Genomic DNA, 20,757 nt, shown 5'->3' on the forward strand with positions numbered 1-20,757 from the left:
ATTCGCGATTCCTGCGCCATCAGAACCAGTTCACATCACCGTCGCGCAATACGTGCGCATCACGTATGCGGCGGGTATAGCCTATTCGATCGAAAAATTCCAGAATCTGGATGGCGCGCTTACGGCCCAGCCCCGTGGCATCGCGCCAGCGTGCGGCGTTTATTCCGTTCGCAACTGTAGAGCCATGTTCTGGCATTTGTTCTGCCGCCAGACTCGCCAGCAGCTCGGCTAACTCTCGTACACGGTCATGGTGATAAAACAGGTCGCGCTCAATTTGATATACCAGCCCCTGCCGCAGCAATTTACGCAAGAGCTGCCGCACCTGTTCTTCGGGAATCCTGTGTGCCTGCGCCAGTTCGCGCACCCAGGGAGGATCAAATCCGGCAGCGGCCAGTGTTGACAGAAGCAGCAGCGCCAGCGCTTGTTCATCTTCTGACAGAGTGACCGTATGTTGCGGTAGGTGCAGCCATGGTCCGCTGCGCTGAATCGTCGCATCGCCTGTGAGGGATTCGACGACTGCTAACCACAGCGCGCTATCCAGTGCCGGCAGCGTCATCCGTCGCAGGCGTGCGCTATCGACACCTTGTTCATCAGGAAAGCGTGCATGAAACTCGGTCAACGCAGTTACGGCCAGTGTTCGTAGCGACTGCCATTGGGCAGACAACATAACAAAATTATCATGCTCTTGCGAACCCGTGACAATCGACTGTGCGTCTTCCGGCAATTGCAATGCGGTGGATGACAATCCACTAAGCTGCATCAGCACGGAGAGACGCAAACCGCCAGGCGCAGCGGCTTGCAGCAACGCGCTGATGCCGGCACCATGCAGCATATGTTCGATCGCATCGAGCCAGGCGTGACGTTCCGGCGTGCGACGCTTGCGCGCAGGGGCAGCCGGATCCAGTACGTGGCCACCGCCGATGGTCATGTTTGCCTGTGCATTGCGGACGATAAAGCGGTCGCCCGGAATCGTGCAGACAGGCGTTTCAAATTGCAGCTGCACTCTGCTGCGATTGCCCGGAGATAGCGTACTTCCTTCCAGCGGCGTGACCAGGGCAACTTGATGCAAGGTACCCAAGTGCATATGCAGAGGAGAGCGATTGCGCAGCAATACGCCTGCATGGGCTGACAGCTGAAGTTCCACATCAATCCGTGTCGACGGCGTCATCGCGCGTGGATCGGCCAGCCAGTCGCCGCGCTTGATGGCATCCTTGTCGATGCCAGTCAGGTTGAGTGCGCAACGCTGTCCGGCATGGCCGCCGGAAGCCGATCGGTTTTGCACATGCAGGCTGCGCACACGCGCCATGTCGCCGGCTGGCATCAACGCGATGTGATCGCCGACGTGGACCTGGCCGGAAAAAACGGTTCCGGTCACCACTGTGCCGTGCCCTGCAAGGGTAAATACCCGGTCAATCGCCAGCCTGAATAGTCCGTCGTCTCGACGCGGTTGCATGCGTTGCGCGATCTCATGCAAATGCTGCTGCAGGGCGGCGGTTCCAGCATCTTGCGGGTCATGCGCGGCGACCGGAAAGATCGATACGTCTGCGAGCATGGTGGTCGCCAACAGTTGCTGAATTTCGCTGGTGACTTCAGCAATGCGCGCGTGATCGACCCGGTCGATTTTTGTCAGGGCTACTGCGCCTGTTTCGACTCCCAGCCACTGCAGGATTTCCAGATGCTCACGTGTTTGCGGCATGACGCCATCGTCGGCGGCAATCACCAGCAATGCGAAGTCGATGCCGGAGGCGCCGGCCACCATCGTATGCACGAGGTGCTCGTGGCCAGGGACGTCGATAAATCCCAATACTTCGCCGTTCGGCAGCGGCGTGTAGGCATAACCAAGCTCAATCGAAATACCCCGGACTTGCTCTTCCTTGAGGCGATCGGTATTGACGCCTGTCAGCGCCTTGATGAGTGTGGTCTTGCCGTGATCGATATGCCCGGCGGTGCCGACGATCATATGGAGAGATCCAGCAACTGTGTGTTGAACAAGGCTTCATCACGTTCTTCCAGGCAGCGGCAATCCAGCCACAGTGCGTCGTTGGCAATCCGTCCGATGACCGGGCGCGGCAACTGGCGCAGGGATTTTTCCAGTTTGTCGAGTGCGCGGCCATGGCGTTTGGCGCCATTGGGGGCATTCCCGGCGCGCACTACCAGGCCGTAACTCGGCAGCTGGTCGACTGGTAATGCACCACTGCCAATCTGGCTGAACATTGCTTCTGCGGTGACGGTATAGCTGGTTCCCAGTGCCGTCTGCAATACGCTCAGCAGGCGTTCGGCCTGGGCATGTATCTGCAGCTGGTTACGGGTGAGCAAGCGCAAGGTTGTGAGGCGCTCCGCCAGAAATTCGGGCGCCAGATAAAGTCTGAGCACTGGCTCCAGTGCGGCCAGGGTGAGCTTGCCGACGCGCAGCGCGCGCTTCAGCGGATTTTTTTTGATGCGGGCTATCAGGTCCGCGCGACCGACGATAAGCCCTGCCTGCGGCCCGCCCAGCAGCTTGTCGCCGCTGAACGTCACCAGATCAGCCCCTTGACGTATGGTCTCCCGTACCGTTGTCTCCCCGGGCAAGCCCCACTGCGTCAGGTCAACCAATGTGCCACTGCCAAGATCAACCGTAACAGGCAGCCCGTGTGGCCGCGCCAGTTCTGCCAGCGTGGAGATTTCGACGCTGCGTGTGAAGCCGCTAATGGCGTAATTACTGCAATGAACCTTCATCAGCATCGCGCTGCGCGGTGTGATGGCGTTGGCGTAATCCGCCGGATGGGTGCGGTTGGTGGTGCCGATTTCCACCAATTTTGCTCCCGCGCGCTGCATGATGTCGGGGATACGGAATGCGCCGCCGATTTCGACCAGTTCGCCGCGCGAGACGATGACCTCTTTCCTCTGCGCCAGCGCATTCAGCATCAGCAACACGGCGGCAGCGTTGTTGTTGACAACGGTGGCTGCCTCGGCGCCGGTGAGTTCGCACAATACGTCTTCAACCAGGCTGTCACGGTCGCCGCGGCCACCGGTTTCCAGATCGAATTCAAGATTTCCGGGAGATGTCAGCGCGCTGACCACCGCCTGCACCGCTTCGTCCGGCAGCAGCGCACGGCCGAGGTTGGTATGCAGCACAGTGCCGGTAAGGTTGAACAATGCGCGCAGATGCAATCGACTGGCGGCTGCCAGCTGCTTTCCGAGAATGTCTACCAGCTGTGAATCATCCACATCTGCCTGCACCAGTTTGCCGGCAAGGGCATCGCTTCTCAGCTTATCCAGGTGCTTACGTACCGCAGCAGTTACCTGAGTACGTCCGTATTGCGTCATCAGCGGCTGGGATTCCGTCAGAGTCAGAACACGGTCGACGGATGGAATGTCACTGACAGAGGCGATCGAGGTAGTGGCTGCCTCAGCTTGCGTGGTTGCTCCAGCCATTCAGTTCTCCGTGGATTGCCAGAGCAAGGGGTTGCCATGGCGGCGTGCGTAAACCGTTTCGCCCATCAGCAGATCGAGGGCTACGCTGGCAAGGTCGTCGGCCAGCGGTTCGAGGTAGGGATCTTTTTCCTGGTAGAAGATTTTCAGCCAGCTGTGGCATTCATCGCAGGTCTCGGCCTTGATAGCTGCCGAACCATCTTCTATGACCTGATAGGCGATGCCTTTTGTGGAATCGCAATAGCTGCATTTGATGCGCACCATATGCCACTCGGCCGCGCACATGCTGCATTGCAGGTATCGATGTCCCTGCGATTGACCATCCATGCGCACCACGCTGGCAACCGGCAGTGAGCCGCAGCATGGGCACAGGCCTGGTGTATCCAGCAGCGGTACATCGCGTTCGCTGAAGCGGGTCACAAGATCGCAGCACACCACTTGCAGGGCTGCAGCGTAAAACGGGGCGCTGGCCGGATCGACAATCTCATGATTGCTGCGCAGGATTGCTTCAGCCTGACTGTCACGTTCGTTGGCGCCGGTTTGTTGAAGTCGCGCTACCAGTTGCGTTACGGCAGCTGGGATGTTGCCGGCCTTGGCGACATGCTCGAGTAATTGAATCAAGACAGTTTGCCAGTGCGGATTACGCACCTGATCTGTAGCCAGAATCAGTGGCATCAAATGCGCGTGCACCAGGTTGATGCGGGCCTGGTCCTGAGCTTGGTCGTCTGGCTCACCGGCCAATTTGTTCAATGTTTGCTGCTGTGCCTCTGCCAGTACCGCCATCAGGCTCAGGTAGCCACCGATGGCATTTCCTGCAGCGAGTTGTTTCAGGCGTTGCGCGCGATTGCTGAATACGCTGGCGCGCTCCGGCATGCGAATGCGTGGAATGGCATTGTGGTCAAGTGCTTCGATTTCACCCGGTTCGAGGATACGTTGCAAGTCGGTTCCTTCATTCGTCTGTCATTTTCCGGTACCAGGCCGGATGATGCTTGCGCGCCCATGCACGGCTGACGGTGCCGCGTGTCATGGCGCCTACCGTTCCCTTGATCCAGATGGCCGCGTAAATATGCACGACGATGCCAACTATAAGCACGAAGCCGCACAGCGCATGCAGCACCACCGCAACCCGGATCACAAGTATCGGGAACATCCAGGAAAACCAAGCGCGCCAGATGACAATACCGGACAGCAGCAACCCTATCATACAGGCGATCATGGTCCAGAACAGCAACTTCTGGCCACCGTTGTAGCGCCCCACCGGCGGCAGGTTTTCTTCGCGATTGCTGACCACGTCGCGGATGCCTTTTAGCCAGGCAATGTCATTCTTTTCGATCAGATTGTAACGCCAGAAACCCACGGCCAGTATCGCAAAACAGACAAACATCACCAGTCCGATGAACGGATGCAAGATGCGCGTCCAGGTACCTCCGCCCAATACAAAGGTGAGCCAGAACATCGCTGGATGGAACAACGCCAGTCCGGACAGCGCCAGCACCACGAAGGTGATGGCAACCAGCCAGTGGTTGATGCGCTCCCTGGCGTTGTAACGGACGATGCGGTCTTTTTCTACATCTCGGTCGGCGTTGTTCATGGCGGCAGATCCTGCGAGTTGATGTTGGGATCGTGGGGATCATTCATGTTGACTGCCGGCGCAGTGAGTAGCGCGGCACGCCTGGTAGCGGCGTCGGCTTCCTCTTGCTCCGCCGCCTTGTCATCCTCCGAGACCTCACTCGGCCCGACCTTGATATAGTGGAAAAATCCCGCCAGCGCCGTCAGCGCGATACCGGCCAGCGCCAGTGGTTTGGCGACACCTTTCCACAAACCGACCAACGGACTGATGTGCGGATTGTCTGGCAAGCCATGATAGAGCGAAGGCTTATCCGCATGATGCAATACGTACATGACATGCGTGCCGCCGACGCCTGGCGGATCGTACAGGCCGGCTTGTGCGAAGCCACGCTCCTTGAGATCGACTATGCGCTCCGCTGCGTGCGTCTTCATGTCCTCTTTGGTGCCGAATACAATCGCGCCGGTAGGGCAGGTCTTGACGCAAGCCGGTTCCTGGCCCACGGCGACCCGATCTGAACAGAGCGTGCACTTATAGGCTTTGTGGTCCTTCTTTGAAATGCGCGGGACGTCGAATGGACAACCGGTTACACAATAGCCGCAACCGATGCAGTTTTCTTCGTGAAAATCGACGATCCCGTTGTTGTACTGGACAATCGCCCCGGGCGACGGACAAGCCTTGAGGCAGCCCGGATCTTCACAATGCATGCAGCCATCCTTGCGGATCAGCCATTCCAGATTACCATCCGGATTTTCGTACTCAGAGAACCGCATGACGGTCCACGAGTGTTCCGTCATGTCAGGTGGATTATCCAGCACGCCGACGTTGACGCCGACCTCGTCACGCAGATCGTTCCATTCCATGCATGCGGTCTGGCAGGCTTTGCAGCCTATGCATTTAGTGACATCGATCAGTTTGGCGACAGTACCGGTCACCGGCTCGCGCACGCCGGGTGGCGGCGTAGTGGTGGCGGAAACGCGTTTGACATCGAGTGATTGCAGGGCCATGGTTTCTCCTATGCCTTCTCAACCTTGACCAGGAACGACTTGAATTCCGGCGTTTGCGAATTACCGTCGCCCACACCCGGTGTCAGCGTGTTGGCCAGGTAGCCCGGTTTGGTCAAACCCTTGAAACCCCAGTGAATCGGGATCCCTACGTGATGCACCGGCTTGCCTTCAATCGTCATTTTCTTGATGCGTTTTGTCACAACTGCCACGGCAATAATGTGACCGCGCTTGGAACTCACCTTGACCCGCTCACCGGCAACCACGCCGACTTCCTTCGCCAGTTCTTCGCCAATCTCGACAAACTGTTCGGGTTGGAGAATGGCGTTGAGGCGCGCATGCTTGGTCCAGTAGTGGAAATGTTCGGTCAGCCGGTAAGTGGTGCCGACATGCGGGAATGCATCAGCCTTGCCAAACATGGCACGGTCGTCGGGGAACACCCGCGCGCCAGGATTGCTGGTCGCCGCCGGATTTTTTGGGAACAGCGGGTTATAGCCGACCGGCGTTTCGAACGGTTCGTAATGCACCGGGAACGGTCCTTCGGCCATGCCAGCCCTGGCAAAGAAACGCGCCACGCCTTCCGGGTTCATGATGAACGGTCCCATGCCTCCCGTCGGCGCTTCGTCCACCTTGAAATCGGGAACATCGACGCCGCCCCATTTCTGACCGTTCCAGCTGATCACCTTGCGTTTTTGATCGAACGGTTTGCCATTCAGATCGCATGATGCGCGGTTATACAGGATGCGCCGGTTGGCCGGCCATGCCCATGCCCAGTTCAGGGTTTGCCCGATACCGGTCGGATCGGAGTTGTCGCGCCGCGCCATCTGGTTGCCGGCTTCGGTCCAGCAACCGGCAAAAATCCAGCAACCGCTGGCCGTGCTGCCGTCATCGCGCAGTTCGGCAAAGCCTGCTACCTGTTCGCCTTTCTTGCGCACGATCTTGGTCGCATCCTTGGGGTCTGCCAGGTCGCTGAGCGCGCGGCCATTGTATTCCTTGGCCAGTTCTTCGGCGGTCGGGCTTTCCGGATTGGCGTAGGGCCATGACAGGTTGAGGATCGGATCAGGATATTTGCCGCCGTCGGTGGCGTACATCTTGCGAATCTTCAGGAACAGTTCCGACATGATTTCCAGATCGCTGCGCGCCTCGCCCGGCGGCGGTGCGCCTTTCCAGTGCCATTGCAGCCAGCGGCCGGAATTCACCAGCGAGCCATCCTCTTCGGCAAAGCAGGTGGTTGGCAGGCGGAATACTTCAGTCTGTATCTTGCTCGGATCGACGTCGTTGAACACGCCATGGTTCTGCCAGAACTCGGAAGTCTCGGTAGCTAGCGGATCCATGATGACCAGAAACTTCAGATTAGCCAGGCTGGCGCCGATTTTTCCCTTGTCCGGCGCTGCGGCCAGCGGGTTGAAGCCCTGGGCGATATAACCGTTGACCTTGCCTTGTTTCATCAGCTCGAACACCTGCAGCATGTCGTACGGTTTGTCCAGCTTGGGCAGATAGTCGTAGCCCCAATTGTTCTCTGCCTTGGCGGCATCGCCCCACCATGATTTCATCAGGCTGACATGGAACTTGCCGTAGTTCTGCCAGTAACTCAGTTGATTGGGACGCAACGGTTTGCTGGCGCGCGCGGCGATATATTTGCTGTAGTCTTGCTCGGATTCCGAGGGCAGCGTCATATAACCCGGCAGCAGATTAGTCATCAGCCCCAGATCGGTCAATCCCTGGATATTCGAGTGGCCGCGCAAGGCATTCATGCCGCCGCCGGCAATCCCGATATTACCGAGCAGCAGTTGCACCATGGCGCCGGTGCGGATGATTTGCGAGCCGATCGAATGCTGGGTCCAGCCGAGTGCGTACAAGATGGTGCCGGCACGCGTCGGCGATGCGGTGGATGCCAGCATCTCGCACACTTTCAGGAATTTCTCCTTGGGCGTGCCGCACACGCTCTCCACCATCTCGGGTGTATAGCGATCGTAGTGCTGTTTCATCAGGTTGAATACGCAGCGTGGATGGGCCAGGGTCGGATCGGTTTTTACAAAACCGTCGTCACCCAGTTCGTAATCCCAGGTGGTCTTGGTGTAGTTGTGTTTTTCCGCGTTGTAGCCTGAAAAAATACCGTCGTCGAAAGTGAAGTCTTCCCGTACGATAAAGGTGAAATCAGTGTAATTCTTGACGTACTCGTGTTGAATCTGATCCTTTTCCAGCAGATAGCGGATGACACCGCCGAGGAAAATGATATCGGTGCCGGTACGGATCGGCGCGTAGAAATCCGCCACCGAGGCCGAGCGTGTAAAGCGCGGATCAACCACGATCAGCTTCGCCTTGTTATGCGCCTTGGCTTCTGTCACCCATTTGAAACCGCACGGGTGCGCCTCGGCTGCATTGCCGCCCATGATGAGAATAACGTCCGCATTCTTGATGTCGACCCAATGATTCGTCATCGCTCCACGGCCAAACGTCGGGGCAAGACCTGCCACCGTCGGACCGTGTCAGACACGCGCCTGGTTATCGAATCCCAGAATGCCAAGACTGCGTATGGTTTTATGCGTCAGGTAGCCGACTTCATTGCTGCTGGCCGATGCTGCCAGCATGCCTGTGGTCAGCCAGCGGTTGACGGTCAGGCCCTCCGGCGTCTTTTCGACGAAATTCGCATCCCGGTCCTGTTTCATCAAGGTGGCGATACGGCTTAGCGCATCGTCCCATGACATGCGTTTCCATTCCTTGGAACCTGGCGCGCGATATTCGGGGAACTGGAGACGGCTTGGACTGTGTACGAAATCGAGCAAAGCTGCGCCTTTGGGGCAGAGCGTGCCGCGATTGACCGGATGATCCGGATCGCCTTCGATGTGAATGATGCTGGCTTGGGCATTCTTGGCGCCGTCGCCGAGGCTGTACATCAGGACTCCGCAACTGACGGAGCAGTAGGGGCAGGTATTGCGGGTTTCGACGGTGCGTGTCAGTTTATAGCTGCGTACTTCCGCCAGCGCCGGCGCCGGCGAAAATCCCATCAGCGCCAGACTCGAACCTGCCAGGGTAGCGCCAGTCGTTTTAAGAAACTGGCGCCGCGACATTTGAACCATGGGGAGACCTCCCTGTATGTATTCATGCCAAACCGGTTTAGGAACCTGCTGGTTTTCATTATAGATTGGATTCTTGTTTGTCAACAGAACCAAATACGCTCGCCTTGTGCAGGCAATACCGTTCAATTTTATTTCTTAATTAGCAACTATTTCACAGGCGAAGCTATCGCGCTGTTCCCGCAGTCATCGCAACGCGGCATAATACGGCCATGGAACAACAAATTCTCGAAATCGATATTGCCGACTGGCAGATCAGCACACCGAATTCAGCCTGGATTTCCGCGCTTGAGGCAGGAAAAGTCCTGTATTTCCCGCATCTCAGCTTCGCGTTTACGGCCGACGAACAGCGCTTCCTGACACCGGCAGTGCGCGATCCCAAGAGCCGCAATATCAGCCTGGATGCCAATGGCAAGCTGAAAGGCGCGCTGGGCGACGCGGTTGACCAGGCGGCGCTGGCCAACATGATCGGGCGCTTTAGAGCGCAAGCGCAGCAACTGATTTATTCCTTGTTGCCTGCATACGCAGACACACGCAGCGAACTGCGCATGGCGCCGACCAGTTATCGGCCGATGCAGGTGGAAACCCGCGCCCAATCCTGGCGTGCCGATGATCGCCGCCTGCATGTTGATGCATTCCCGTCGCGTCCTAATTACGGCGAACGCATTCTGCGCGTATTTGCCAATGTGAATCCGGACGGCGTACCACGCGTTTGGCGGGTTGGCGAACCGTTCGAAGATGTGGCGCAACGGTTCTTGCCTAGGGTGACATCATATTCGCGCTGGCAGGCGCAGGCATTGAATGCCTTGCATGTCACCAAATCCCTGCGTAGCGAATACGATCATCTGATGCTGCAATTACATGACGCCATGAAATCAGATCCGGCATATCAAAAAGATGGTCCGCAGGTGACGCAGCCATTTGCCGCAGGATCGGTTTGGGTTTGTTTTTCCGACCAGACTCCGCATGCCGTGATGTCGGGCCAGTACATGATGGAGCAAACCTTGCATCTGCCCGCAGCCAGGCAATACGATCCAGGCGCTAGCCCGCTCGCAATTTTGCGTCGTCTGACCGGCCGTGCGCTGACCGAATGAGCGCTGCATCGGGTTTTGATGCAGGGCGGGCATGGCGTATCCGCTTGTTGTATTCGGCAGTATGGTGGCTAGCGATGCCTTTCGTATTGCTGCGCTTGTGGCGCCGCGGCGGCAAGGAACCTGGTTATCGCCAGCATGTGGCGGAGCGCATCGGCTTTTATCCACCGCTGTCGCCGGCGCTGGCATCGCGCAAATTCCTGTGGGTGCATGCTGTCTCTGTTGGCGAAACGCGCGCTGCCGAGCCTTTGATTGCAGCCATGCTGGATACCTATCCAGATCACGCTATTTTGTTGACCCATATGACGGCGACCGGTCGCGCTACCGGACAGGCTTTGTTTGGCAAATCGCCGCGGGTGCTGCAATGCTTTCTTCCCTACGATACCGGCTGGATGGTGGGACGGTTCCTGCGCCATTTCTCGCCGCGCCTCTGCGTGCTGATGGAAACTGAAGTGTGGCCGAACCTGATCGTCCAATGCGGGCGCTACAAGGTGCCGGTGGCGCTGGTGAATGCGCGTTTGTCGGCGCGGTCGCTGCGTCGCGGTAAACGTTTTTCCACATTGATGACCGAGGCTGCCAGCGGCATGTCCTGCGTTGGCGCGCAAACTGAAGCAGATGCCGGACGTTTGCAGCAACTCGGTGGCAACAACGTGCACGTGACCGGCAACCTCAAGTTCGACGTCACGCCTTCACCTGCATTGTTGGCCGTCGGCGCTGCGATGCGCGGGCAGATCGGTAATCGTCCGGTGCTGCTGTGTGCCAGTACGCGCGATGGTGAAGAAGAATTGATTTTCGATGCATTGTCCAGGCGCGGCCATGATCCTGCCCATACCGATTTGCTGCCAGCTAACTTGCTGACCATCATAGTGCCGCGTCACCCGCAACGGTTCGATGAAGTGGCAGACATGGCTGCAGCAAAGGGATTGCCGCCGTTGCGCCGCACCCGACTGGCTGACGAACCGGTACCGCCGCAAGTGAAGGTGCTGATCGGCGATTCGATGGGCGAAATGTTCGCCTATTACGCAATGTGCGATGTGGCATTCATCGGCGGTAGCCTGCTGCCGATGGGTGGCCAAAACCTGATCGAGGCGTTTGCGGTTGGCAAGCCGGTATTGATCGGGCCGCATACTTTCAATTTTTCAGATATTACCGAACAGGCGATTGCTGCCGGCGCCGCGCTACGAGTGGGTGACGTCGACACCATGCTGGATACGGCGCGGCAGCTGTTGCAGGATGATCTGCAACGCTCGGCGATGGGCGAACAAGCCACCCATTTTGCGCAACAGCATCGTGGCGCCACCGCGCGGACCATGGCTCTGCTGGCGCCGTTTATCTAATATTGTCTACCATGCATGCAACTGTGATCATCACCAAAGTGGTTAGTATGCTGCTACTTCTACCAACCAATCTCATTGTTCTTTGCGTCATCGGCATGCTGCTGCGGCGTGCCTATCCGCGCCTTGGCGTGACAGTCAGTGTAGCCGCGTTGCTACTGCTTGCCGTATTAAGCAGTAAGGCCGGTGCATTATTGCTGGTTGCGCCGCTGGAACAGCATTCGTCGCCATTGACTTTAAGTGCGGATAGCGATGCGCAGGCGATTGTTATATTAGGAGGCGGTCGCCTGGGAAATGCTCCCGAGTACGACAGCAAAGACCAACCAAACTATTGGACTTTGGCCCGTTTGCGTTATGGCGCCAAGATTCAGCGTCAAACCGGGTTGCCGATCCTGGTATCCGGTGGCATGCCAGACGGTTCGGCAGTGTCGGAGGCGGCAGTGATGTCACAGAGTTTGCAGGATGATTTTGCTACGCCGGTAAAATGGCAGGAAGGGAAATCAGACGATACAGAGCAAAATGCAAAATTTTCAGCCGAGATGTTAAGACAAGCGAATGTGAAAAAAATCATCCTTGTTACCGATGCCTTGCACATGCAGCGCGCGCGGTTGGTGTTTGCCCAGACAGGGTTGGAAGTGATTGCCGCTCCGACAATATTTTTTAGCCAGGAGCGGTTTACCCTTTTGAGTTTCCTGCCGTCGGGCGAAGGTATGCGTCGTAGCGCGTACGCAATGCATGAATGGCTAGGAGTGTTTTGGTATACAGCAAGACATGCTGGTTTGTGACAAGCTGGAACTGTGTGACCACAAGTTAACTCTAAGTTTGTCAACCAGCGAGATCCGGGTGGTCTCTTTACGCAGAGCGTTCTAATGACATGGGGACCCTAAGTTTGCTATCCTTCGCTACTTTAAGAAAACGAAGTGGTCTTACTGCATTGCTCTCAAGTATATATTTTTAATAAATTCAGCTCGATTAGATTTTCATCCTTGAGATTTGAGGATTCACACAATATAAGTTGGTAAGGATTGCAATTGAGCGCCATTTCATCTTGTACCCCAGCATCAGATACTATTCTCAACCCTGCCGTAATGCATGTCGCCTTCGGAGTCGATACCAATTACTTCCGTGGCATGGGTGTAAATATCACCTCTGTTATTAAAAATAATCCTGATATGGATTTTATTTTTCACGTCTTTGCATTTTCCATTACGGATGATAATCGACGTCGGCTGGCGCAATTGGAAAGCAGTTTCAATACATCAATAAAAATTCATGTTTTAGATTCTGACATATTATCTGAATTCTCTCAATTTCCTTGTTTTTCACAACACTCACTTGGAACATTTGTTCGATTGTTAATCCCGAATCTGTTGCGTGGGATAACTCAAAAGGTGCTTTATCTTGATGCCGATATCCTATGCATGGGTAAACTGGAAGAGTTGTCATCTGTTGAAATGACGGGGTGTATTGCTGCAGTTGTTCAAGATGAAATTCAAACCACTGTAAAGACACAGGTCGCAGCGCTAAATTTGAAAAATCCAGAATATTTCAACGCAGGTGTGATGTATATCGATGTTGATAATTGGATTGCGAATGACTCACAAAATAAAGCATTAACTATACTATCAATGCAAGAATTACGTTTTGCGGATCAGGATGCATTGAATATTATATTAAATGGATATACAAAATATATCGATAAAAAATGGAATTTTCGTTACCACTTGGTAGATTTCCTCAGCAAAGGTGGTACAACGCTGAATGTGACGGAACCTGTTGTGTTCATGCATTTCACAGGGCCGGTAAAGCCTTGGCAGGATTGGTGTTTGCACGAAGCAAAATCCATATTCATCGAATATCAGTTAATGTCTTCCTGGGCTGACATGCCACTGGACCAGCCAAAAAGTGTCAAAGAATTAAAGTTGTTCTCAAAATTTCTGATCAAGCAAGATAGAGTCATTGAAGGTATAGGTTGGCATATTAAATATTTATGGAAAAAATTTATTCAATATTTTAAAAGCAGAGCAAAAGCATAAATGCTTAATGTCATGTTTTATTAGTTTTTATAATTTATGAAAAGACATCTGATTTGTGATTTAGACCAAGCTTCAATTGTTAAAAAGAAGATGGTTGTATATGCGTTAGATGGAAAACATTCGTAAATCGGAGATGCACTTGCGTTACATGAAATTACTGGTTACTGCCTTAATCGTAGCCTTTTATATATTGGCATTGGTTGTAGATCGTGCAGCAGGAGTGCTTTTTGCACTACTGTTTATAGCTGGCATCAGCTTACTTGTATCTCGGAGTCGGTCCGACGATAAGACGTTCTTTCAATTGACGAAAGAATATTGGCCGCTTGCCTTGGCGATGTGCGGCCCACTGATTGCCGTACTTGCGAATCAGATTGGATCTGGCGAATTTACCGGTAGAACATACGATCCACCATTTCGGCTTGCAATATTCGCCCTGATTTTTTGGGTATTTTCATTTGTGCCGATCAAGTTCATGAAACATGTCCAATGGGCCTTTGTAATAGGGGCTTTCCTGTCTGCGGTCAAAATCTATGTACTTACTGGTGGTGGAGCAACACGTTATGGATCGGATTTCATTCCAATTATAATTTTTGCTGAAATGGCCTTGTTGCTTGGAGTTTTTTCTGCAATGTCGATTGCATGGAATAAATCTAATGATGTGGTCATTATTGCTTTAAAAATTGTCGCGTTATGTGCCGGTTTATATGTAGCTTATTTATCCCAGTCACGTGGGGTTTGGCTTACGATACCAGTTCTTATTGCTATTGCCTGTGTGGTCACAAAAAATATTCGTCTCAGTTATAAGCTATCAGTTATCGTTTTTTTTGTAGTTCTGATTGGTGCCGTATCTTATTTCGGTCAAATTGTAAAAGAGCGCGTCTCTGTTGCCGAAAGCGATATGAGTCAGTATTCTGCAGGTGAAAATATCGATAGTTCTCTTGGTACTCGCCTTCAGCTATGGCGGGGATCTTGGGTGTTGTTCAAAGAACATCCTATTTTTGGTGTCGGCGTAGAAAATTTTCCGAAAGCTTTGGAAGAATTATCCAAGCGGAATATTATTACTTCTGCAGCAGCAACTTTTCCGCATTCACATAACGAAGTATTATTTATGATGTCCCGGCTTGGTTTGTTCGGACTCTTCGCGATACTAGGGTTGTATTTCGCTCCGGCGTATTATTTCTTGCGTGATATGCGTAATGACGATGCCGGAGTCCGGTATACGGCAGGAATGGGTGTGGCACTCTGCCTTGGATTTCTCGTCCTGGGATTGGTCGATGTTATATTTTTGTGGTGGGAAATTTATCCATACTATGTCATAAGTATTGCATTTTTCTTGACGTATATAATAAAGCGTAAGAAAAATTTAAATGAAAATAAATCTCTTCTCTCTTAAATTTTTAATTAAATAAACAATATTGGAAATTCGACTACATTTTTAAATATATTCATAAAAATCAGATGAATACGTCAGATGTCAGAAAATCCGTTCGGATTCATTTTCTGCCAGCGCCATGAATCCTTGCAAATAACATCGAGTCCTCGAGTCGCATGCCATTTGATGATTTCTGCGGCCAGCGAAGGGTCCGCATAGTATGCGGCGACATCCCCCGGCCGTCTTGCAACGATTTCGTAGGGGATTGGACGCTTGCTGGCTTTCTCATATGCTCGGATCACCTCCAGAACGCTGACGCCAAACCCGGCGCCGAGATTGACTGTGAATGAGGTCTTGTTAGATTCGTTGCCGTTAAGTAAATGTGATAACGCAGCAACATGTCCCTCCGCCAGATCCATCACATGTATATAGTCGCGTACGCCAGTACCGTCTGGTGTGGGGTAGTCGCCCCCAAATATGCGCAATCTATCTAGTTTTCCAACGGCAACTTGCGCCACATAAGGCATCAGATTATTGGGCACACCATGCGGATCTTCTCCGATCAATCCGCTTTCATGGGCGCCGACCGGATTGAAATAACGTAAATAGCCAATGTTCCATTGATGATCTGAGCATTCCAGGTCACGCAAAATCTGTTCGCTCATCAATTTTGTTTGACCATACGGACTGGTCGCTTTTAAAGAAGCATCTTCTTTAATTGGTATGGATTCGGGATCGCCATAGACCGTAGCAGACGAACTGAATACCAGTGTCTTTACCGCATGCTGCGCCATAACCATGCACAAGGTTAGCAGGCCGTTCAAATTGGTATCGTAGTAGGTAAGAGGACTCTCAACTGATTCCCCCACTGATTTTAACGCGGCAAAATGAATGACCGCGTCAATTTGGTTTTGTGAAAAAATGGTGTTGAGAAGAGATCTGTCCCGTACATCGCCTTCAACAAAATTCAATTTTGACTGAGTAATTGTCGAGATCCGTTCAATTACTTCAATACTGCTGTTACATAAATTATCCAGGCCTATGACGTCGTATCCGGCCTCAATCAGGGCGCACCAGGTATGGGAGCCGATATATCCGGTAGCGCCGGTCAAGACAATAGTTTTCTTCATAAGTAGTTGATTTCAGTTTGAATCGTAAATTCGAAAATAGCTCACCCGCTTTACGAGCTACATGTGCAAACTGTAGTGGTAAAAAAAGCGCCACACAAGTGTGGCGCCTTTTTATTTGGATCAATACTGAAATCCAGTCAAATTACGACTTGGCCGCCAAGGTATTCTCATTCAACCCGCCACCCAACGAACGATACAGGTCAATCGCATTATTCAAACGCAGCTGCCGCGTCTGGATCAGCGCCTGTTGTGCCGAGAACAGATCACGCTCCGCGTTGAGGCGATCGGTGGAACTGGCGATACCATTCTTGTAACGCAGATCGGTCAACTTCACCCGTTGTTCCTGCGCTTTGACGAATGCGTCCTGAGCTGCCAGCTGATCTTCCAGCGTGCCACGGGCAACCAGCGCATCGGAAACTTCTCTGAATGCGCTCTGTATGGTTTTCTCGTAGTTGGCAATCGCCAGATTCTTGCGGATCTCGCTCAGCGACAGGTTGGCGCGGTTGCGTCCGCCCTCAAAAATCGGCAAGGTCAACTGCGGCACAAACGACCAGGTACGGCTGCCAGCCGAGAACAGGCTGCCGAGCGATGTGCTTGAATTGCCGATCCCGGCCGTCAGCGAAATGGTCGGAAAGAAGGCTGCGCGGGCGGCACCGATGTTGGCATTGGCGGAACGCAATTGCTGTTCTGCCTCACGGATATCAGGACGGCGTATCAGCAGATCGGAAGGCAGGCCGGCCGGAATGTCGGTGACGATTTTTTCATCCGACAGCGTTTGCGGCGCTGGCAGGTCGCCCAGTGGCTTGCCGACCAGAAGTACCAATGCGTTGGTGGCCTGGCCGCGCTGGCGTACCAGCGTAGCTAGCGACACGCGGGCTGCCTGCACCAATGTTTCGGAATTGCGCAGATCAAGTTCCGACGATGCGCCGACATCAAAGCGCAATTTGTCGCGCTTGTAGTCGTCTAGCCGGCTATCCAGGGTTTGCTCCGCCAACCGTTGCTGTTCGGCGTACGACTGCTCGGTCAGATAGGCTTGCGCAACCTGCGAAATCAGGCTGATTTGTACGGACTGACGTGCTTCCTCTGTCGCCAGGTAGCTCGCCAGTGCGGCATCTTTCAAGCTGCGGACGCGGCCAAAGAAGTCCAGCTCGAACGAGGTCATGTTCAACCCCACCGAATAAGCAGTGCCGACGGCGGGCTGGCCTGAAACCAATTGATCGGCCGCTGTACGACCGCGAGTACGGCTGAAATTGCCCTCCAGGTGCGGCAACGCATCTGAAGCGGTGATGTCGTACTGGGCGCGCGCCTGCTCGATGTTCAGAGCTGCGGTACGCAGGTCGCGGTTGTTTTCAAGTGCAGATGCGATCAGCGCCTGCAGGCGTTGGTCAGGGAAAAACTGGCGCCAGCCGAGCGCCGCCGCATCCAGTTGCACCTGACCATCGGCAGCAGCCGGATAGCTGCCGGCCACCGGCGCTTCCGGCCGTACGTAGGTCGGCGCCATGGTGCAACCCGAGAGGATCCCTGCCAACAACAGGGCGCCGGTCAGTTGCTTGGGTAAGTACGCCGTAATTGCCGTATTAAACATGCTGATTCTCCAAATCTATTTTCTGACCGGCCGCGTGCAGCTTGCGTTGGCGTTCGCTGCCTTTGAAGAGCTTGCGTACCACCACGAAGAACACCGGCACCAGGAATACCGCCAAGGCAGTCGCTGTGATCATGCCGCCCATCACGCCGGTACCGATAGCACGCTGGCTGCCCGAGCCGGCGCCGGTCTTGATCGCTAGCGGCAACACACCCAGGATGAACGCGAACGAGGTCATCAGAATCGGCCGGAACCGCAGGTGCACCGCTTCTAGCGTCGCTTCGATCAGGCCCTTGCCTTGAGCCTGCAGGTCTTTAGCGAATTCGATAATCAGAATCGCATTCTTCGCCGACAAGCCAACCACGGTAATCATCCCGACCTTGAAGTAGACGTCGTTAGGCATGCCGCGCAAGGTTACGCCCAGCAATGCGCCGAGAATCCCCAGCGGTACCACCAGCATCACTGCCAGCGGAATGGAGGTACTTTCGTACAAGGCTGCCAATACCAGGAACACCGCCAGCAGCGACAATGCATAGAGCATCGGTGCTTGCGCGCCGGAAGTTTTTTCTTCCAATGACTGGCCGGTCCATTCAAAGCCGAAGCCGGGAGGGAGTTTGGCAGTCAGTGCTTCCATTTCATCCATCGCTTCGCCGGTGCTATGGCCAGGTGCCGCGCCGCCGGAGATTTTCATCGCCGGATAGCCGTTATAGCGTGACAGTTGTACCGGGCCTTTGATCCAATGCGAGGTGGTGAATGACGAGAACGGCACCATGTTTCCTTGCGTATTCTTGACATACAACCTGGCCAGATCTTCCGGCTGCAGCCGCTGAGGTGCATCGGCTTGCACAATCACCCGTTGTTGACGGCCCTGGTTAGGGAAGTCATTTACGTACGAAGACCCGAGTGCGGTCGACAGCGTGCTATTGATGGCGCTAAACGATACGCCTTGGGCATTGGCCTTGTCTCGATCGATTTCCAGTTGCAGCTGCGGTGAATCTTCCAGACCTTCAGGGCGGACGCCAGCCAGGATCTTGCTTTGCGCAGCCATGCCAAGCAATTGGTTACGCGCTGCGGTCAATGCCGCATGTCCTTGCCCCGAACGGTCTTGCAGGCGGAAGGTAAAGCCCGTGGCGTTACCCAGTTCAGGGATCGGCGGTGGGTTCAGCGGATAGACGATGGCGTCCTTGATTTGCGAGAACACACCGAATGCCTTGCCAGCAATCGCGTCGGCGGACTGATCCGGACCGCGTTCGCTCCAGTCCTTGAGCGGTGTGAATACCAAACCGGCATTCTGACCGTTACCGGAGAAGCTGAAACCGGTAATGGCAACCACGTGGGCGACACCAGGCAATTTCGCGTAATAGTCTTCAATCGTCTTGATGACTTCCAAGGTGCGGTTTTTGCTGGCGCCGGCAGGCAATTGCACGTTGGTGATGATGTAGCCCTGATCTTCGGCCGGCAGGAACGATGCTGGCAAGCGTGCATACAGCAAGCCGACGCATATCAGGATCGCTCCATATATCAGCAGGTAACGGCCGGTCTTGGTCAGCATCTTGGCGACAATGCCTTGATAGCTGGTGGTGGCAACGTTGAACTTACGGTTGAACCAGCCGAAGAAGCCCTTTTTCTCATGGTGATGTCCTGCTTCCACCGGTTTCAGGATAGTGGCGCACAGCGCTGGCGTCAGCGTAAATGCCATCAATACCGAGAACACCATCGAAGCCACCATCGACAACGAGAACTGGCGATAGATGGCGCCAACCGCACCGCTGAAGAATGCCATCGGGATGAACACCGCGATCAGCACCAGGGTGATGCCGATCAGTGCGCCGGTAATCTGGCCCATCGCCTTGCGGGTTGCATCACGCGGCGACAAACCTTCTTCGCTCATGATGCGTTCAACGTTTTCCACGACCACGATCGCGTCGTCAATCAGGATACCGATCGCCAGCACCATGCCGAACATGGTCAGCACGTTGATCGAGAAGCCAAACAACAGCAAGGTGGCGAAAGTGCCCATCAGCGCGACAGGTACGACCAGTGTCGGAATCAAGGTGTAGCGGATGTTTTGCAGGAACAGATACATCACCAGGAACACCAGGATGATCGCCTCTACCAAGGTCTTGACCACTTCTTCGATCGAAATCTTGACGAATTTCGAGGTGTCGTAGGGAATGGTGTATGTGACGCCGGGAGGGAAATACTTAGACAGTTCTGCCATCTTGGCGTGGACTGCTGTAGCAGTACCCAGCGCGTTCGCGGATGGCGACAATTGCACGCCGACGAAGGACGTCGGCTTGCCGTCGAGGCGGCCGGCAGTCGCATACGACTGACCGCCGATTTCGATGCGAGCGACGTCGCGCAGACGCACGATCGAGCCATCTGCATTGGCGCGCAACTGGATATTGCCGAACTGTTCGACGGTAGTCAGTTGCCCGGTTGCTACCACGGTTGCGGAAATCTGCTGTGTGCCAGGGCTAGGCAAATCTCCAAGCGTACCGCCGGCGACCAGTGCATTTTGCGCTGTGATTGCAGCCGTTACGTCGGCTGGCGTCAGGCTGAGGCCAACCAGTTTGACTGGATCGATCCAGATCCGCATGGCGCGTTCAGTACCGAACAGTTGCGCCTGGCCGACGCCTGGCACGCGTTTGATTTCATTGAGCACGTTGCGTGACAAATAGTCGCCCAGCGCGATCGGATCTAGCTTGCCGTCGGATGATGAAAGGCCGATAAACATCAGGAAGTTACTACGCGATTTGGTGACTTGCACACCGTTCTGCGTAACCACCGCCGGCAGGCGTGCTTCAACCCGTTTCAAACGGTTCTGCACATCCACCGCTGCCAGGTCGGCATTGGTTTCCGGAGTGAAAGTAACAGTGATAGATACCGAACCATCGGCCTGGCTTTGCGACTCGATATATTGCAAGCCGTCGGCGCCGTTCATTTCCTGTTCGATCAGGCTGGTAACGCTATCGTCAATAGTTTGCGCGGTAGCGCCTGGGTATGACGCGCTAACGACAATCGTTGGCGGTGCAATCGAAGGATACTGCGCCACCGGTAATTGCGTGATCGCCAAAGCACCCCCGAGCAGGATGAAGATGGCGAGCACCCACGCAAATACGGGGCGGTCGATGAAAAACTTGCCCATTAATA

14 protein-coding genes are annotated in these 20,757 nt (G+C 54.5%); 5 read left to right on the top strand and 9 right to left on the bottom strand.

Annotated elements, in window-relative coordinates; translation table 11 throughout:
- Positions 1–19 precede the first annotated feature (19 nt).
- From selB to fdnG, 6 genes are read right to left on the bottom strand one after another with little or no spacing between them, the layout of a single operon-like run.
- Positions 20–1,960 carry a selenocysteine-specific translation elongation factor gene (gene selB / locus BM029_RS03845; protein ID WP_092432802.1) on the bottom strand — a complete coding sequence of 647 codons (1,941 nt, stop codon included), beginning with the start codon at positions 1,958–1,960 and terminating at the stop codon, positions 20–22.
- Positions 1,957–3,414: an L-seryl-tRNA(Sec) selenium transferase gene (gene selA, locus BM029_RS03850; RefSeq protein ID WP_092432803.1), complete on the bottom strand. Its 1,458-nt coding sequence runs from the start codon at positions 3,412–3,414 to the stop codon at positions 1,957–1,959. Before selA ends, selB begins: the two co-directional genes overlap by 4 nt.
- On the bottom strand, positions 3,415–4,350 hold the full coding sequence (gene fdhE / locus BM029_RS03855) for a formate dehydrogenase accessory protein FdhE (protein WP_092432804.1): 936 nt from the start codon (positions 4,348–4,350) through the stop codon (positions 3,415–3,417). It lies immediately after the preceding gene.
- A gap of 10 nt (positions 4,351–4,360) precedes the next feature.
- On the bottom strand, positions 4,361–5,002 hold the full coding sequence (locus tag BM029_RS03860; protein WP_092432806.1) for a formate dehydrogenase subunit gamma: 642 nt from the start codon (positions 5,000–5,002) through the stop codon (positions 4,361–4,363).
- On the bottom strand, positions 4,999–5,985 hold the full coding sequence (fdxH, locus tag BM029_RS03865) for a formate dehydrogenase subunit beta (RefSeq protein ID WP_092432807.1): 987 nt from the start codon (positions 5,983–5,985) through the stop codon (positions 4,999–5,001). Before fdxH ends, BM029_RS03860 begins: the two co-directional genes overlap by 4 nt.
- A gap of 8 nt (positions 5,986–5,993) precedes the next feature.
- Positions 5,994–9,062, bottom strand: coding sequence for a formate dehydrogenase-N subunit alpha (gene fdnG / locus BM029_RS03870; RefSeq protein WP_139217195.1), 3,069 nt, complete (start codon positions 9,060–9,062; stop codon positions 5,994–5,996).
- A gap of 209 nt (positions 9,063–9,271) precedes the next feature.
- On the opposite strand from fdnG, the gene BM029_RS03880 reads away from it, so the two are divergent.
- The 5 genes from BM029_RS03880 to BM029_RS03900 all read left to right on the top strand — a co-directional run bounded on the left by BM029_RS03880 (position 9,272) and on the right by BM029_RS03900 (position 14,913).
- Complete coding sequence (locus tag BM029_RS03880) at positions 9,272–10,153, top strand: Kdo hydroxylase family protein (RefSeq protein ID WP_092432811.1); 882 nt, start codon at positions 9,272–9,274, stop codon at positions 10,151–10,153.
- Entirely contained in the window at positions 10,150–11,487 is a 1,338-nt protein-coding gene (gene waaA, locus BM029_RS03885; protein WP_244544888.1) for a lipid IV(A) 3-deoxy-D-manno-octulosonic acid transferase, read from the top strand. Before BM029_RS03880 ends, waaA begins: the two co-directional genes overlap by 4 nt.
- Positions 11,488–11,510: 23 nt before the next feature.
- Positions 11,511–12,269, top strand: coding sequence for a YdcF family protein (locus BM029_RS03890; protein WP_244544889.1), 759 nt, complete (start codon positions 11,511–11,513; stop codon positions 12,267–12,269).
- 246 nt (positions 12,270–12,515) lie between these two features.
- The gene (locus BM029_RS03895; protein WP_244544890.1) at positions 12,516–13,520 is read left to right on the top strand and encodes a glycosyltransferase family 8 protein; all 1,005 of its coding nucleotides are present in this window, start codon (positions 12,516–12,518) and stop codon (positions 13,518–13,520) included.
- 133 nt (positions 13,521–13,653) lie between these two features.
- Entirely contained in the window at positions 13,654–14,913 is a 1,260-nt protein-coding gene (locus BM029_RS03900) for an O-antigen ligase family protein (RefSeq protein WP_244544897.1), read from the top strand.
- Between the two features lie 74 nt (positions 14,914–14,987).
- On the opposite strand, the gene galE is transcribed toward BM029_RS03900, so the two are convergent.
- The 3 genes from galE to BM029_RS03915 all read right to left on the bottom strand — a co-directional run bounded on the left by galE (position 14,988) and on the right by BM029_RS03915 (position 20,752).
- On the bottom strand, positions 14,988–16,022 hold the full coding sequence (gene galE, locus BM029_RS03905; protein WP_092432820.1) for a UDP-glucose 4-epimerase GalE: 1,035 nt from the start codon (positions 16,020–16,022) through the stop codon (positions 14,988–14,990).
- Positions 16,023–16,164: 142 nt separating this feature from the next.
- Positions 16,165–17,607 carry an efflux transporter outer membrane subunit gene (locus tag BM029_RS03910; RefSeq protein ID WP_092432821.1) on the bottom strand — a complete coding sequence of 481 codons (1,443 nt, stop codon included), beginning with the start codon at positions 17,605–17,607 and terminating at the stop codon, positions 16,165–16,167.
- A complete protein-coding gene (locus BM029_RS03915; RefSeq protein WP_092432823.1) occupies positions 17,600–20,752 on the bottom strand; it encodes an efflux RND transporter permease subunit in 3,153 nt (1,050 codons plus the stop codon). The genes BM029_RS03910 and BM029_RS03915 overlap by 8 nt, the downstream gene beginning before the upstream one ends.
- Positions 20,753–20,757 lie beyond the last annotated feature (5 nt).

This window comes from Collimonas sp. OK607, assembly GCF_900111995.1.
Lineage (GTDB): Bacteria > Pseudomonadota > Gammaproteobacteria > Burkholderiales > Burkholderiaceae_D > Collimonas.